The 14,157-nt window shown below is 71.2% G+C and carries 10 protein-coding genes and 1 pseudogene; 9 read left to right on the top strand and 2 right to left on the bottom strand.

The window, feature by feature from the left end:
• Positions 1–42 precede the first annotated feature (42 nt).
• The 4 genes from mrcB (at position 43) to tsaB (ending at position 5,951) form a co-directional block, all read left to right on the top strand.
• The gene (mrcB, locus tag ACW5F0_RS14000) at positions 43–2,436 is read left to right on the top strand and encodes a penicillin-binding protein 1B (RefSeq protein ID WP_456999962.1); all 2,394 of its coding nucleotides are present in this window, start codon (positions 43–45) and stop codon (positions 2,434–2,436) included.
• Complete coding sequence (locus ACW5F0_RS13995) at positions 2,433–2,978, top strand: hypothetical protein (protein ID WP_456965117.1); 546 nt, start codon at positions 2,433–2,435, stop codon at positions 2,976–2,978. Before mrcB ends, ACW5F0_RS13995 begins: the two co-directional genes overlap by 4 nt.
• 91 nt (positions 2,979–3,069) lie before the next feature.
• Positions 3,070–5,142 carry an ATP-dependent DNA helicase gene (locus tag ACW5F0_RS13990; RefSeq protein WP_456999961.1) on the top strand — a complete coding sequence of 691 codons (2,073 nt, stop codon included), beginning with the start codon at positions 3,070–3,072 and terminating at the stop codon, positions 5,140–5,142.
• 59 nt (positions 5,143–5,201) lie between these two features.
• Positions 5,202–5,951 (top strand): tRNA (adenosine(37)-N6)-threonylcarbamoyltransferase complex dimerization subunit type 1 TsaB, encoded by a 750-nt coding sequence (gene tsaB / locus ACW5F0_RS13985; protein WP_456965119.1) that lies wholly within the window; start codon positions 5,202–5,204, stop codon positions 5,949–5,951.
• A 20-nt stretch (positions 5,952–5,971) separates the two neighbouring features.
• Here the strand turns inward: tsaB and ACW5F0_RS13980 are convergent, their stop codons facing one another.
• Entirely contained in the window at positions 5,972–6,835 is an 864-nt protein-coding gene (locus tag ACW5F0_RS13980) for a TonB family protein (RefSeq protein ID WP_456999960.1), read from the bottom strand.
• A 34-nt stretch (positions 6,836–6,869) separates the two neighbouring features.
• Positions 6,870–7,829, bottom strand: coding sequence for a glutathione synthase (gene gshB, locus ACW5F0_RS13975; RefSeq protein ID WP_456965121.1), 960 nt, complete (start codon positions 7,827–7,829; stop codon positions 6,870–6,872).
• 177 nt (positions 7,830–8,006) lie between these two features.
• Here gshB and pilG point away from each other — a divergent pair, with 177 nt between their 5' ends.
• From pilG to ACW5F0_RS13950, 5 genes and pseudogenes are all read left to right on the top strand, one after another.
• A complete protein-coding gene (gene pilG, locus ACW5F0_RS13970; protein ID WP_132985356.1) occupies positions 8,007–8,408 on the top strand; it encodes a twitching motility response regulator PilG in 402 nt (133 codons plus the stop codon).
• Between the two features lie 19 nt (positions 8,409–8,427).
• Entirely contained in the window at positions 8,428–8,793 is a 366-nt protein-coding gene (locus ACW5F0_RS13965; RefSeq protein WP_456965122.1) for a response regulator transcription factor, read from the top strand.
• Position 8,794: 1 nt separating this feature from the next.
• Positions 8,795–9,352, top strand: coding sequence for a chemotaxis protein CheW (locus ACW5F0_RS13960; protein ID WP_456965123.1), 558 nt, complete (start codon positions 8,795–8,797; stop codon positions 9,350–9,352).
• Positions 9,353–9,382: 30 nt separating this feature from the next.
• A complete protein-coding gene (locus ACW5F0_RS13955; RefSeq protein ID WP_456965124.1) occupies positions 9,383–11,404 on the top strand; it encodes a methyl-accepting chemotaxis protein in 2,022 nt (673 codons plus the stop codon).
• A gap of 11 nt (positions 11,405–11,415) precedes the next feature.
• A pseudogene (locus ACW5F0_RS13950) lies at positions 11,416–13,599 on the top strand (Hpt domain-containing protein); the annotation flags it as partial.
• Positions 13,600–14,157 lie beyond the last annotated feature (558 nt).

The raw sequence follows: 14,157 nt of genomic DNA, 5'->3' as shown, positions 1-14,157 counted from the left end.
GCGCCGCAGCCCGGCGTCCTCCCACCACGCCGCCGAGCCCGCATGGCACGCATCGATTACGACGAAGACGACCACGACGATGATGGCAGCCCGCGCCGCGACTGGCGACGTACGCTGCTGACCTGGTGCCTGGCAGCGGCAGGGCTGGGGCTCGGGTTCCTGGTCCCGTACATGCTGTACCTGAACCACCAGGTCAACGAGCGCTTTGGCCAGCTGCAGTGGCAGCAGCCCACGCGGGTCTACGCGCGGCCGCTGGCGCTCGCACCCGGGACGGCGATGGACGCCGCCACGCTGAAGCTTGAACTTGCCGCCGCCGGCTATCGCGAGGGCGACGGCCAGCGGCCGGGCACCTGGGCCGGGAAGGACGGCACCTGGACCATCGCCAGCCGTGGTTTCACCGACGTCGCGGGCGCGGTGGCGCCCAGCCGCGTCGAAGTGCGCATCGCGAAGGGCACCGTCGCCCGGGTCCGCGACCTGGTTGGCGACCGCAACGCCGAGCTCGTGCGCCTGGACCCCGCGCGCATCGCCACCCTATATGGCCGGCAGCAGGAGGAGCGCCGCCTGGTGCGCGTGGCGGAGGTGCCGCAGCAGCTCACCGACGCCCTGCAGGCGGTCGAGGACCGCGATTTCGCCCACCACCACGGCATCGACGTGCGCGGCATCGTGCGCGCGGCGTGGATCAACCTCAAGGCCGGCGAGGCGCGCCAGGGCGCGAGCACCCTGACCCAGCAGCTGGCGCGCAGCGGCCTGCTCGGCATCGGCCGGGAGCAGACCTGGAGCCGGAAGTTCAACGAGATCCTGTACGCGCTGATCATCGAGGCGCGCCACGACAAGGGCGAGATCCTCGAGGCCTACCTCAACCAGGTCTACCTCGGCCAGCGCGGCAACCAGGCCATCCGCGGCGTGGCCGCCGGCTCCGAGTACTGGTTCGGGCGCAGGCTGGACGACCTGGGCACCGAGCACGTGGCGCTGATGGTCGGCATCATCCGCGGCCCCTCGTACTACGACCCGCGCCGGCATCCCGAACGCGCCACGACGCGCCGCGACTTCGTGCTCGGCGAAATGCTCGAGACCGGGCTCATCGACCAGGCCGAGCACGACCGCGCCGTCGCCGCGCCGCTGGGCGTGACCACGACGCCGGGCAGCATCGCCGCCAACCGCTTCCCGGCCTACGTCGACCTGGTCCGCCGCCATCTGGCCAGCGACTATCCCGCCGACAAGCTGCAGGGCGCGGGGCTGGCGGTGATGACCAGCATGTCGCCGTCTGCGCAGGCCTACGCCGAAGACGCGGTCACCGGCACGCTGGAGGCGCTGGCGAGCAAGAACAGGCCGTCGCTGGAAGCCGGCCTGGTGGTCACCGACGTGCACAGCGGTGAAGTAGTGGCGGTGGTCGGCAGCCGCGACGTCGACATGCCCGGCTTCAACCGCGCGGTCGAGGCCCAGCGGCCGGTGGGTTCGCTGCTCAAGCCCTTCGTCTACCTGCTGGCGCTGGCGCTGCCTGACCGCTGGTCGCTGGCCACCCTGGTGGACGACTCCCCGGTCGCGGTCACGCTGCAGAACGGCAAGCGCTGGACCCCCGGCAACTCCGACGGCAAGAGCCACGGCAACGTGCGCCTGATCGACGCCCTGGCGCGTTCGTACAACCAGGCCACGGTGCGCGTGGGCATGGCCGTGCGTCCCGAGCGGCTGGCGTTCCTGATCCGCCAGCTGGCGGGCATCGAAGCGGTCGCGAACCCGTCCCTGATCCTGGGTTCGGTGGACCAGAGCCCGTATGCGATGGCGCAGCTGTACCAGTTCCTCGCATCCGACGGCGAGATCCAGCCGCTGTACACCGTGCGCGGCGTGCTCGATGGCGACGGCAAGCTGCTCACCCGCTACGACAAGGCGCCGGCCCAGCCCGACGACCGCGACCGCACCGCCGCGCGCCTGGTGACCCTGGCGCTGCAGCAGGCCGTGAGTTCCGGTACCGGGCGGCAGCTCGTCAACGACGGCCTGGGCCGGTTGGCCGCGGCCGGCAAGACCGGCACCAGCAACGACGGCCGCGACAGCTGGTTCGCTGGTTGGACCGGTGACCACCTGGCCGTGGTCTGGGTCGGCAACGACCAGAACGAGCAGACCGGCCTGTACGGTGCCACCGGCGCGATGCGGGTCTGGTCGGGCATGTTCAAGCGCCTGCCGAGCGCGCCCTTGAAGGTCGCGGGCCGGGGCCTGGAGTGGAGCTGGGTGGTCCAGGGCCACAGCACCGACGCCGATTGCGAGGGCGCGCGTCGCTTCCCCTTCAATGCCGACTTCGTGCCGCCCTGGCAGCCCTGCGTGCGCGAACTGCCGCCCGAAGAACAGTCGGGTGGCTGGCGCGAGTGGTTCGGCTTCGGCCGTGATCCCGCCACTACGCCGCAGCCTCCAGAATCCGAGTCCGAGTCCGAGACGCGCAGATGATCCACGATCCCCCACGACCCCTTCTTCGCACGCGTGGCGTGTTGGCCGCGGCGGTGCTGCTGGGCCTGGCCGCCTGCGCGTCCGCGCCCGAGGCGCCGGCAGTGCAGCCGCTGACCGACGCCACCCCCGCGCAGATGGTGGAGTACGTCCACGCGGCCGCCGGTGATGGTGCGGGCGAACTCAACGTGCAGCCGCTCCGGAACGCCGAAGTCGAAGACCTGCGCCAGCAGGCCGACCGCCTGCTGCAGACCGGCCACCCCGCTGACGCCGCCGCCGCGCTCGACCACGCGATCACGCTGGTGCCCGACGATCCCGCGCTGCTCCAGGAGCGCGCCGAGGTCGCGCTGCTGATGTCCGACTTCACGCGCGCGGACGAGCTCGCGGCCCGGGCGCAGGCCCTGGGCTCGGGCGTGGGCCCGCTGTGCCGCCGCCACTGGGCCATTCGCGAGCAGGTCCGCCTGGTGCAGGGCGACGCCGCCGGTGCGGCCGCCGCGAAGGACGCGATGGCCGAATGCAGGGTGGCGCCAGCCCAGCGCTGGTGAGCTGCACGGAGCGCGCTGGGAGAATCCCGACAGTGCTGCCTGTCCGCGGACGAGTCCGCAGGCAGCGGTTTGCGGCGATCATGGCGTCCTGATGAACCTTTCCCGACCCAGTGATCCCGCCCTCGATGACGCGGCCGGCGCCGACGCGCCGTGCGAGCCCGCGCTCGCCCGTGAGAGCCGTGACGCCCTGTCCGCCGATGGTCCGCTGGCCGCGGTGCTGCCGGGTTTCCGTCCGCGGCAGGCGCAGCAGGACTTTTCGGCCGCGGTGGCTGCGGCCTTCAACGACCGCGGCGTGCTGCTGGCCGAAGCCGGTACCGGCACCGGCAAGACCTTCGCCTACCTGGTCCCGGCGCTGCTGTCGGGGCGCAAGACCATCGTCTCCACCGGCACGCGCGCGCTGCAGGACCAGCTCTACCACCGCGACCTGCCGCGGGTGCGCGATGCGCTGGGCACCGGCCTGCGGACTTCGCTGCTGAAAGGGCGCGCCAACTACCTCTGCCGCCACCGGCTGGAGCGTGCGCGCGGCGAGAACCGCTTCCAGACGCCGGCCCAGGCCGAGCACTTCCAGCGCATCGTGGCCTGGAGCGGACGCACCCGCATGGGCGACCTGGCGGAGCTTGAATCGCTGCCCGAGGATTCGCCGCTGCTGCCCCTGGTCACGTCGACCGCCGACAACTGCCTGGGCAGCGAGTGTCCCTTCTGGGGCGAGTGCTTCGTGGTGCAGGCACGACAGCGCGCCCAGGAGGCCGACGTGGTGGTGGTCAACCATCACCTTCTGCTCGCCGATCTCGCGCTCAAGCAGGAAGGCTTCGGCGAGATCCTGCCCGGCGCGGAGGCCTTCGTCGTCGACGAGGCCCACCAGCTGCCCGAGCTCGCCGCGCAGTTCTTCGGCGAGGGCCTGTCGGCGCGGCCGCTGGTCGAACTCGCGCGCGATGCGATCTCGGAATCGCACGGCGTCAACGGCGCGCTGGCCGCGCTGCAGGAGCCGGCGCGCGCGCTGGAGCAATCCACGCGCCTGCTGCGCGCTGCCATGGAGGTGCTGGCCGCGCGCGGTACGCGCCCGCAGCTGCTGGCCGTGCCTGAGGTGGTCGAGTCGTTGGACGGCCTCGACGTCGCGCTGCTCGCGCTTGCGGATGCGCTGGAGCCGCTGGCCGATGCCGCCCCGGGGCTTGAGGCCTGCCTGCTGCGCGCACGCGACCATCGCGGGCGCCTGGGGCGCTGGCGTGACCTGGACGGTCCCGCCGACACCGGCGCGGCGGAGGGTGCGGACGCGGCTGCGGACGTCGGCACGGCCGCCGCCAAAGGCAGGGCGCCACCACCCGTCAGCGACGATGACGTCCGCTGGTACGAGCTCTCTCCACGCGGCTTCCGCCTGCAGCGCACGCCGCTGGATGTGTCTGGACCGCTGCGCGAACACCGCGAGCGTTCGCGCGCGGCCTGGGTGTTTACGTCCGCGACGCTTGCGGTCGAAGGCCGCTTCGACCACCTCTCCACGCGCCTGGGCCTGGATGCGCCGCGCACCCTGATCGTGCCCAGTCCCTTCGACTGGGCGAGCCAGGCGCTGGCCTACCTGCCGCCGGACCTTCCCGAGCCGTCTTCGCGCGATTACACCGCGGCGATCGTCGCCGCCGTGCGCCCGGTGCTCGAAGCCTCGGGCGGCCGCGCCTTCCTGCTGTTCGCCTCGCACCGCGCGCTGCGCGAGGCCGCCGAGGTCCTGCGCGGCGGGCCGTGGCCGCTGTTCGTGCAGGGCGAAGCGCCGCGGCACGTGCTGCTGCAGCGCTTCCGCGAGTCCGGCAACGGTGTCCTGCTCGGCGCCGCCAGCTTCCGCGAGGGCGTCGACGTCGCCGGCGGTGCGCTGAGCGTGGTGGTGATCGACAAGCTGCCTTTCGCCTCGCCCGACGATCCGGTATTCGAGGCTCGGCTGGAAGCAATCCGCCGCGCCGGCGGCAATCCCTTCCGCGATGAGCAGGTGCCGCAGGCGGTGATCGCGCTCAAGCAGGGCGTGGGTCGGCTGATCCGCACCGAGACCGACCGCGGCGTGCTGGTGCTCTGTGATCCACGGCTGCTTGGGAAGGGCTACGGCCGGCGCTTCCTCGATTCGCTGCCGCCGTTCCCGCGCACGCGCGACGTTGCCGACGCGGTGGAGTTCTTCGCCGCCGAGTGAGCGGGCGTGGCGACGGGCCGCGGGGTTACCCTGTCGCACCCTCCTGCCGTACTCCCCGCATGCGCCTGCTCGCCATCGAAACCTCCACCGAAGCCTGTTCCGTCGCCGTGCTGGTGGGCGATGCGGTGATCGAGCGCTTCGAGCTGGCGCCGCGCCGGCACGCGGAGCTGGTGCTGCCATGGGCGGAGGCACTGCTGGCCGAGGCCGGGCTGCGGCGCGCCGACCTCGACGCGATTGCGGTCGGGCGCGGACCGGGTGCGTTCACCGGCGTGCGCCTGGGCATCTCCATCGCCCAGGGCATCGCGCTGGCGCTCGAGCTGCCGCTGCTTCCGGTGTCAACGCTGGCGGTGCTGGCCCTGGGCGGAGTGCGCGACGCAACCGCAGGCGGGACGGGAGGCGTTGCTGGCAATGGCGCCGCAGGCACGCAGTGCGTGCTCGCCGCGATCGACGCGCGCATGGGCCAGGTCTATGCCGGGGCCTTCGTGCGCGAAGGCGATGGCCTGCGCGCCCTGGATCGGGAAATCGTGGCGGCACCCGAAGCCATCGAACTTCCGCCCGGCGACGCGTGGCATGGCGTGGGCACCGGCTTTGCCGCCGCGGATGGCGCGCTGGTCCAGCGCCTCGGCAATCGACTGGCATCGGTCGATGCCCAGGCCCTTCCGCACGCCGCCGACCTCGCGCGCCTGGCTGCGCTCGCGTATGCCGCAGGCGACGCGATCGCACCGGAGCGGGTGGAGCCCGCGTATCTCCGCGACAACGTCGCGCTCACCCTCGCCGAGCAGGTCGCTGCGCGCGAACGCCGCGGCTGAGGCTGCCGCCGCGGCCGGGCTCAGTCGTCGACGAGCTCGCCGCCCGGCAGGAAGTTCCAGGTGCGGGTGACGTGGAGCACGTCGATTTCCTCGTCGGTCCGCGGCAGCGGCGGGTAGGGTTCGGCGAGGCTTGCGATGCGCAGCGCGGCGGCGTCGAGCAGGCGGATGCCGCTGGACTGGATCACCTCCGCGCGCTCGACCGAGCCGTCGCGGCGGATCGCCACGCTGATCACGAGCGTGCCCGACAGCTGCCGGCGGCGGGCCTCGTCGGGGTAATTGAGGTTGCCCACGCGCTCGACGCGGTCGACCCAGGCCCGCAGGTAGGTGGCATAGACCCACTCCTGGGTGCTCGCCGACACGAACTTGCGATTCGGGCGCTTGGCGTAGCGCTCGGACTGCAGGTGGATCTCGGCGGCCAGGCGCGCCATGGCGAGATCGCGCTCGATCCGCTCCTCTCCCCTCGGCAGGGGCTGCTCGCCGGCGCGCGGGGTGGCGTCGGGCGTGGGCACCGCGTCCTCCCCGTGGCGGCTCGTGACAACGCGCGCCTCGGGGGGCGGCGCCACGTCCGGGGACTGCGCGCGCACCGCGCGCTGCGCGACGCCGGCTTCGTCCTGCGGCAGCTGCCCGGCCTGCGCATCGCGCGGCCGCCGGCTCGCCTCGTCTTCGCCACCGCCCTGGTTGCTGGCCTGCGCCAGGAAGTCGGCCTGTGCCTGGGTCAGGGGGCTGGTGGTGCGGGTCAGGATGACGTCGAGCGTGGGCAGCACCGGCGCCGCCTCTTCAAGCGCGAAGCCGATGCCGAGCACGAGCATGCCGTGCACGAGCAGGGAGAGCACCAGGGTCGCGCCCAGGCGCTCGCGCTCGCCGATGCCGCCGGGTGCCGCCATCGCGCTCACCGCTGCATGGTCTCCACGCCCGCCATCAGGCAGGCGTGCCGGGGGCGCCGCGTTCGATGGCGTCGAACAGCAGGCCGGCGATGTTGAGGCCGAACTCGGCGTCCAGCTCGCGGATGCAGGTGGGACTGGTGACGTTGACCTCGGTGAGCCAGTCGCCGATCACATCGAGCCCGACGAAGCGCATGCCGCGCCTCACCATTTCCGGCCCGACCTGGGCTGCGATCCAGCGGTCGCGCTCGCTCAGCGGGCGGCCTTCGCCACGGCCGCCGGCGGCGAGGTTGCCGCGGAACTCGTCGCCCTGCGGAATCCGCGCCAGGCTGTAGTCCACCGGCACGCCGTCGATCAGCAGGATGCGCTTGTCGCCCTGCGTGATCTCGGGCAGGTAGCGCTGGGCCATCGCCAGGTGGCGGCCGCCATCGGTCAGGGTCTCGAGGATCACGTTGAGGTTGGACTCGCCGGCGGCGGCGCGGAAGATCGAGCGCCCGCCCATGCCGTCCAGCGGCTTCAGCACCGCCTGCCCGTGTTCGGCCACGAAGGCCTTGAGCGCGGCGGCATCGCGGCTGACCAGGGTCGGCGGACAGCACTGCGGGAACAGCAGCGCGGCGAGCTTCTCGTTGAGGTCGCGCAGGCCGCGCGGGTCGTTGACCACGTTCGCCCCGGCCAGGCGGGCGGCATCGAGGATCTGGGTGTCGTGGACGTAATCGGCGTCCACCGGCGGGTCGGTGCGCATCAGCACCACGTCGCCGTCGCCGAAGCGACGCTGTGACGCCGGTCCCAGTTCGAACCAGTCCTCGGGGTCGTCACGGACCTTCAGCGGTGCGGCGAGGGCACGGGCGGCGCCGCCGTCCATCGACAGCCCGCCCGGCAGCACGTAGTGCAGCCGATGACCACGCCGCTGTGCCTCCAGCAACATGGCGAACGTGGAATCCTTGGCGACCTTGATCGACCCGATCGGATCCATCACGACGACGACATCCAGCGACATTTGGGCCACCTGCGGCAAATAGTGACAAATGTTATCAGCTGACGGCAGCGCCCGAGCAGGGATAAGCTGCAGACGCGCACAGTCCGCAGCGGTCGTGCTTGACACTGCAGCAGCGGACTGGAAGATTGGCCGCTCGCAAGGCGCCGGCAGTCACGGGGCCATGCACGGGGAGACACGATGACGCAGGACCAAAATCGCGCCGGCAGCCTCGACGGGTTGCGCGTGATGGTGATCGATGATTCGAAGACCATCCGGCGCACGGCGGAGACGCTGCTGCGACGCGAAGGCGCGGACGTCGTCACCGCAACGGATGGCTTCGAAGCGCTGGCCAAGATCGCCGACCAGCGCCCGCAGATCATCTTCGTCGACATCATGATGCCGCGCCTGGATGGCTACCAGACCTGCGCGCTCATCAAGAACAACCAGCTGTTCAAGCACACGCCGGTGATCATGCTGTCCTCCAAGGACGGCCTGTTCGACAAGGCGCGCGGCCGCATCGTCGGCTCCGAGCAGTACGTCACCAAACCTTTCACGCGCGAGGAACTCCTCGACGCGATCCGTACGCACGTCAACACCTGACCGGGGGGGCAGGTACACCATGGCAAAGATCCTGCTGATAGAGGACTCGCCGACAGACACCGCGGTCCTGACCCAGCTTCTCGAGCGCAACGGGCACGAGGTGCTGGCCTGCGGAAACGCCGAGGACGGCATCGAGGTCGCGCGACGCGAGCAGCCGGCGCTGGTGCTGATGGACGTCGTGCTGCCGGGCATGAACGGCTTCCAGGCGACCCGCGCGCTGTCGCGCGACGCAGCCACGACCGCCATCCCGGTGCTGATCGTCAGCACCAAGGGCATGGAGACCGACAAGGCCTGGGGCATGCGCCAGGGTGCCAAGGGCTACATCGTCAAGCCTCCGGTCGAGAGCGAGCTCGTCGAAAGCATCAACGCGCTGCTGGGAGGCTGAGATGGCACGACGCGACGCACGCACGCGGTCCGTCGAGCCCTTCGAGGCCCTCGCCGGCTTCGAGCGCCGCAGCCTCGCGCACGTCGTCGGCCTGCCCGAACAGCTCGATGCGCCGGGCCTCTGGCGCGGCGTCGGCTACCGCGTCGGCCAGCGCCTGCTGGCCTCGGGTTTCGACGAGGTCCTCGAAATCCTGCCCCTGCCGCAGCTCACGCCCGTACCTGGCGCGCAGTCGTGGATGCTCGGCGTCGCCAACATCCGCGGCACCCTGTTGCCGGTGGTGGACCTGCGCCTGTTCCTGGAAGGCGAGCGCACGGTGATCCACGAGGGCCAGCGCGTGCTGGTGGTGCGCCAGCCCGGCGGCAACGTCGCGGTGACCATCGACGAACTCTTCGGCCAGCGCAGCTTCCTCGAAGAGCAGCAGTCCGGCCACGAGGCCCTCGCCGAGGGCCGCTATTCCAGCTTCATCGACCGCGCCTACAAGGTGGGCGGGCATGCATGGGGCGTGTTCAGCCTGGACCGGCTGTCGCGCACCCCCGAATTCAGACAAGCAGCGGCCTGATGCCGCATCAGACAGGCCAGAGGTAATCCCATGAGCAACGTCATCGACAACGAGAGCGGCAAGGGTCGCAGCATCGGCGCCAGGGTCTGGATCTGGCTGCTGGTGGCATCGCTGCTGGTCTTCGCCGGCAACACCATCTACGCGATGACCAAGGCCGCGCGCCTGGGCGGTGCCAGCACGGCGGCCTCGAGCCTGCAGGTGAACTCGCAGCGCCTGGCCATCCAGGGCCGGGAAGCGGTCGACGGCAACACGGACTCGTACGCGGCGTTCAAGGGCACCAGGGCGGCCATCGACCGCGACATCGAACAGCTCGTCCGCGACTTCGGCGGCACGCCCGACGTCGCCGGCGAAATCCGCACCGTGGCCGCGACCTGGGAGCCGCTGGCGGCGAACGCCGACCAGGTGGTCGCCAGCGAGGCGGCGGTGGTGGCCTTCGCAGGCAACGCTGCACGCTTCACGCAGGCGGTCCCGCAGCTGCAGGCGCAGCTTGACGAGGTGGTGCGCGCGATGTCGGCCAGCGGTTCGCCGTCGTCGCAGATCTACATCGCGCTTCGCGAAGTGGTGCTGGCCTCGACCATGGCCCGGCGCGTGACCGAGATCCAGGCCGGCGGCCCGGGTGCTTCGCTGGCCGGCGACGCGCTGGCCCGCGACGCGGGCGTGTTCGAGCAGGTGCTCACCGGCCTGCGCTCGGGCGACGAGGCCATGAACGTGCAGGCGCTGTCCAACAGCTCCGCGCTCGCGGCGCTCGACCAGGCGGCCGGGCAGTGGGAAGAGATGAAGAAGGACCTGGACGCGATTCTGGCCAGCTCCCGGAACCTGTTCGACGCGCAGAGCGCGGCGGCGTCGCTGACCACCGGGTCCGACAAGCTGCTTGCCGACAGCGAGGCCCTGTTCCAGTCGCTGACCACTTTCGGCTCGCTGCGCGACACCTCGATCCTGGGCAACATCTGGATCTCGATCGCGTTCCTGGCACTCGCGGCGCTGGCCCTCGTCGGCCTGATGCGCGAACTCAGCCGCGACCGCCGCGAGCGCTACGAAACCACGATGGAGCTCAACAACCGCAACCAGGAGGCGATCATGCGCCTGCTGGACGAGATGGGCTCGCTCGCAGAAGGCGACCTGACGGTGAAGGCGACGGTGACCGAGGACATGACCGGCGCCATCGCGGACTCGATCAACTTCGCCGTCGAACAGCTGCGCAGCCTGGTGCAGACGATCAACGACACCTCGGTGCAGGTCGCGTCCAGCGCCCAGGAAACGCAGGCCACCGCCATGCACCTGGCCGAGGCCGCCGAGCACCAGGCGCAGGAGATCAACTCCGCGTCCGACCGCATCAACGAGATGGCGCAGTCGATCAACCAGGTGTCGCGCAACTCCGCCGAGTCCGCCGACGTGGCGCAGCGCTCGGTGCAGATCGCGACCAAGGGCGCGGGCGTGGTGCGCGAGACGATCGCCGGCATGGACTCGATCCGCGACCAGATCCAGGAAACCTCCAAGCGCATCAAGCGCCTGGGCGAAAGCTCGCAGGAGATCGGCTCCATCGTTGAACTGATCAACGACATCTCGGAACAGACGAACATCCTCGCGCTGAACGCAGCCATCCAGGCGGCATCGGCGGGCGAGGCGGGCCGCGGCTTCGCGGTGGTGGCCGACGAAGTGCAGCGACTCGCCGAACGCGCCTCGAACGCGACCAAGCGCATCGAGACGCTGGTCGAGACGATCCAGTCCGACACCAACGAGGCGGTCAGCTCGATGGAGCAGACGACCTCCGAGGTGGTCGCCGGTGCGCGCCTGGCCGAGGACGCCGGTACGGCGCTGGGCGAGATCGAAAGCGTGTCGACCAGCCTCGCGGCGCTCATTGAAGGCATCTCGAGCGCCTCGCAGCAGCAGTCCGCGGCGGCGAGCAACATCACCGACACGATGAACACCATCCAGTCCATCACCGCGCAGACGTCCCAGGGCGCGAACCAGACCGCAGCCTCGATCGGAAACCTCGCCCAGCTCGCAGCCGACCTGCGCCGCTCGGTCGCCGACTTCAAGCTGCCGGCCTGAAGCCCAGACCGATGACCGCTCTGCGCGACGCGATCGACTACACCACGCTCGGCTGGGTCAAGCCGGAGCTCGACGAGACCCTGCGCCAGGCGCGGATCGAAATCGAGGACTTCGCCGCCGACCCCGCCGACACCAGCCGCATGCGCTTCTGCGCCGGCTACCTGCACCAGGTGCAGGGCACGCTGCGCATGGTCGAGCTGTATGCGCCGGCGATGGTGGCCGAGGAGATGGAGCGCCTGGCACAGGCGCTGCAGGATGGTGCCGTGGCCGATCGCGATGCCGCCTGCGCGATGCTGATGCGCGGCGTGGTGTTGTTGCCCGATTACCTCGAGCGCCTGCAGAGCGGCCACAAGGACATTCCGATCGTCCTGCTGCCCCTGCTCAACGACCTGCGCGCCGCGCGCGGGGAGTCCGGCCTGTCGGAGAGCGTGCTGTTCGCGCCCGACCTGCAGCGTCCGCTCCCAGATACGCTGGCGCCGGCAACGGTCGCCAATGATCCCGTGCCGGTGCGCAATGCGCGCGCGCAGCCGCTGCTCGGCGACCTGCGCGGTGCGATGGCTGCCTGGCCGGAGCACGGTGCCCCGGCCAATGCCCGCGCGCTTGCCGGCGCGCTGGACGCGCTGATCGCCTACGTCCAGGCCGAGCCTGCACGCCGCATGCTGTGGGTGGCGTCGTCAGTCGCCAAAGGCGTCGCCGATGGCGCGCTCGAGGCGACGCCCGCGCTGCGCCAGGCATTCGCCAGCGTCGAGCGCGAATCCAGGCGCCTGTTCGAAGACGACGGCTTCGGCATCCCGCGCGCGGAGTCCGCGCTCGAGCCGACCCGCCAGCTCCTGTTCCACGTGGTCCATGCCAGCACGGACCATGCCGAACTGCGCGCGCTGCACGACACCTTCGAGCTGCAGCAGCAGCTGCCCACCGACTCCGAGATCAGCCACGCCCAGGGCAGCATGAGCGGGCGCAACCGCGCCCTGCTCGACACCGTGGCGGCCGCGGTCAAGGAAGACCTGCTCCGGGTCAAGGACGCGCTCGACCTGCACCTGCGCACCGGCGAAGCCGACCTCGGGCGCCTTGCGCCGCAGGTCGAGGCGCTGGGCCGCGTCGCCGATACCCTCGGCATGCTCGGCCTTGGCGTCGCGCGTGGCGTGGTCGAGCAGCAGCGCGCGGCGATGGAGGAGATCGTGCGGGGCCGCAAGCCCGCCGACGAAAGCGCCCTGCTCGATGTCGCCGGCGCGCTGCTCTATGTCGACGCCACGCTCGACGACCAGGTTGCCCGCCTGGGCGCCGGCGACCAGGATGCGCCCGTGCAGGGCGAACTCACCGCCGGCGAGGCCGAGAAGGTGCTCGACGTGCTCGCGCGCGAAGCGATCAGCAACTTCGCCGATGCCCGCCAGGCCTTCGTCGCCTTCATCGAGACCGGCTGGGACCACGGCGAACTGGTCGAGGTGCCGCGCCTGCTGCGCGAGGTCACCGGTGCGCTGCAGATGCTGGAGCTGCCGCAGCCCGCGGCGTATCTCACCGGCGTGCGCCGCTATATCGAAGACGAGCTGATCGACAGCCGTCGCGTGCCCAACGGGCGCCAGCTCGACACCTTCGCCGACGCGCTGGCCAGCTTGGAGTACTACCTCGAAGCGCTGCGCGAGAACCGCTTCAACCGTGACGAAATCCTGGACGTCAGCCGCCAGAGCCTGGAGAGCCTGGGCTATTGGCCGCTGCCGGCTGAAAGACCCTCCTCGCAGGCGGCCGCTGCGCCGCTCGAGTCCGAGCAGGCGGTGGTGAGCGAGGCAGACATCGAACGCACCGTCGCGGCGCTGATCGATCGTGGCGGCACGGGATCGCTGCCGGGCGCCGAGGCCCCGGCACCGGTCGCGGTCGAAGCCGCGCCGGCTCCGGCCCCTCCGGGTGGCTTCGAAGCCACGGGCGACGAGATCGACGACGAGATCCGCGAGGTCTTCCTCGAAGAGTTCGCGGAGGAGATCGACAACCTCGACCAGCTGCTGCCGCTGTGGCGCGCGCAGCCCGACGACCTCGAGCGCCTGCGCCCGATCCGTCGCGTCTTCCACACACTGAAGGGCAGCGGACGCCTGGTCGGCGCGCGCAAGCTCGGCGAGTTCAGTTGGAAGGTCGAGAACATGCTCAACCGCGTGCTCGATGGCACGCGATCGGCCAGCCCCGCCGTGGTCGCGATGGTCGACCAGGCGTTCTACACGCTGCCCGAGCTGCAGGCCGCGCTGCGCGGCGATGGCGTGGTCCGCTCCGACCTCGAGCGCATGCAGGCCTCGGCCGAGCGCATCGGCAGCGGCGACGAGGGCATGCCGGAAGAGACGACGCGTGCGCAGATGGCCATGGACGCGCTGGTGCCGGAGGCCTCCGTTGCGGACGCCGCCGAGCCTGCGGCGCCCGTGCCGCAGGCCGACACGGCCGAGGTATCCGTGCCGCTGGAGATGGTGCCGGCCTCGGTCGACGCCCTGCTGCTGGAAATCCTTGAAGCGGAAGTCGGCGGGCACCTGGTGACGGTCGACGCCTGGCTGGATCGTGCGACCACGTCCCCGGCGCAGGTGTCCGAGGCGCTGCTGCGCGCGCTGCATACGATGAACGGCGCCTTCGCGATGACCGAGGTGCCGACCGTCGCCCAGGCGCTGACGCCGGGTGAAGGCTATGTACGCCGCTTGCTGTCGGCGGATGAGCCGGCGTCCGTCGAGGGCGTGGCCGCCATCGGTGAGCTTGCCGCAGTGGCGCGTGCCGCGATCGCGGGC

The organism is Luteimonas sp. A534, from assembly GCF_054072805.1.
Note: the sequence above shows the minus strand (reverse complement) of the source record. Positions and strands in the feature narration are given on the sequence as shown.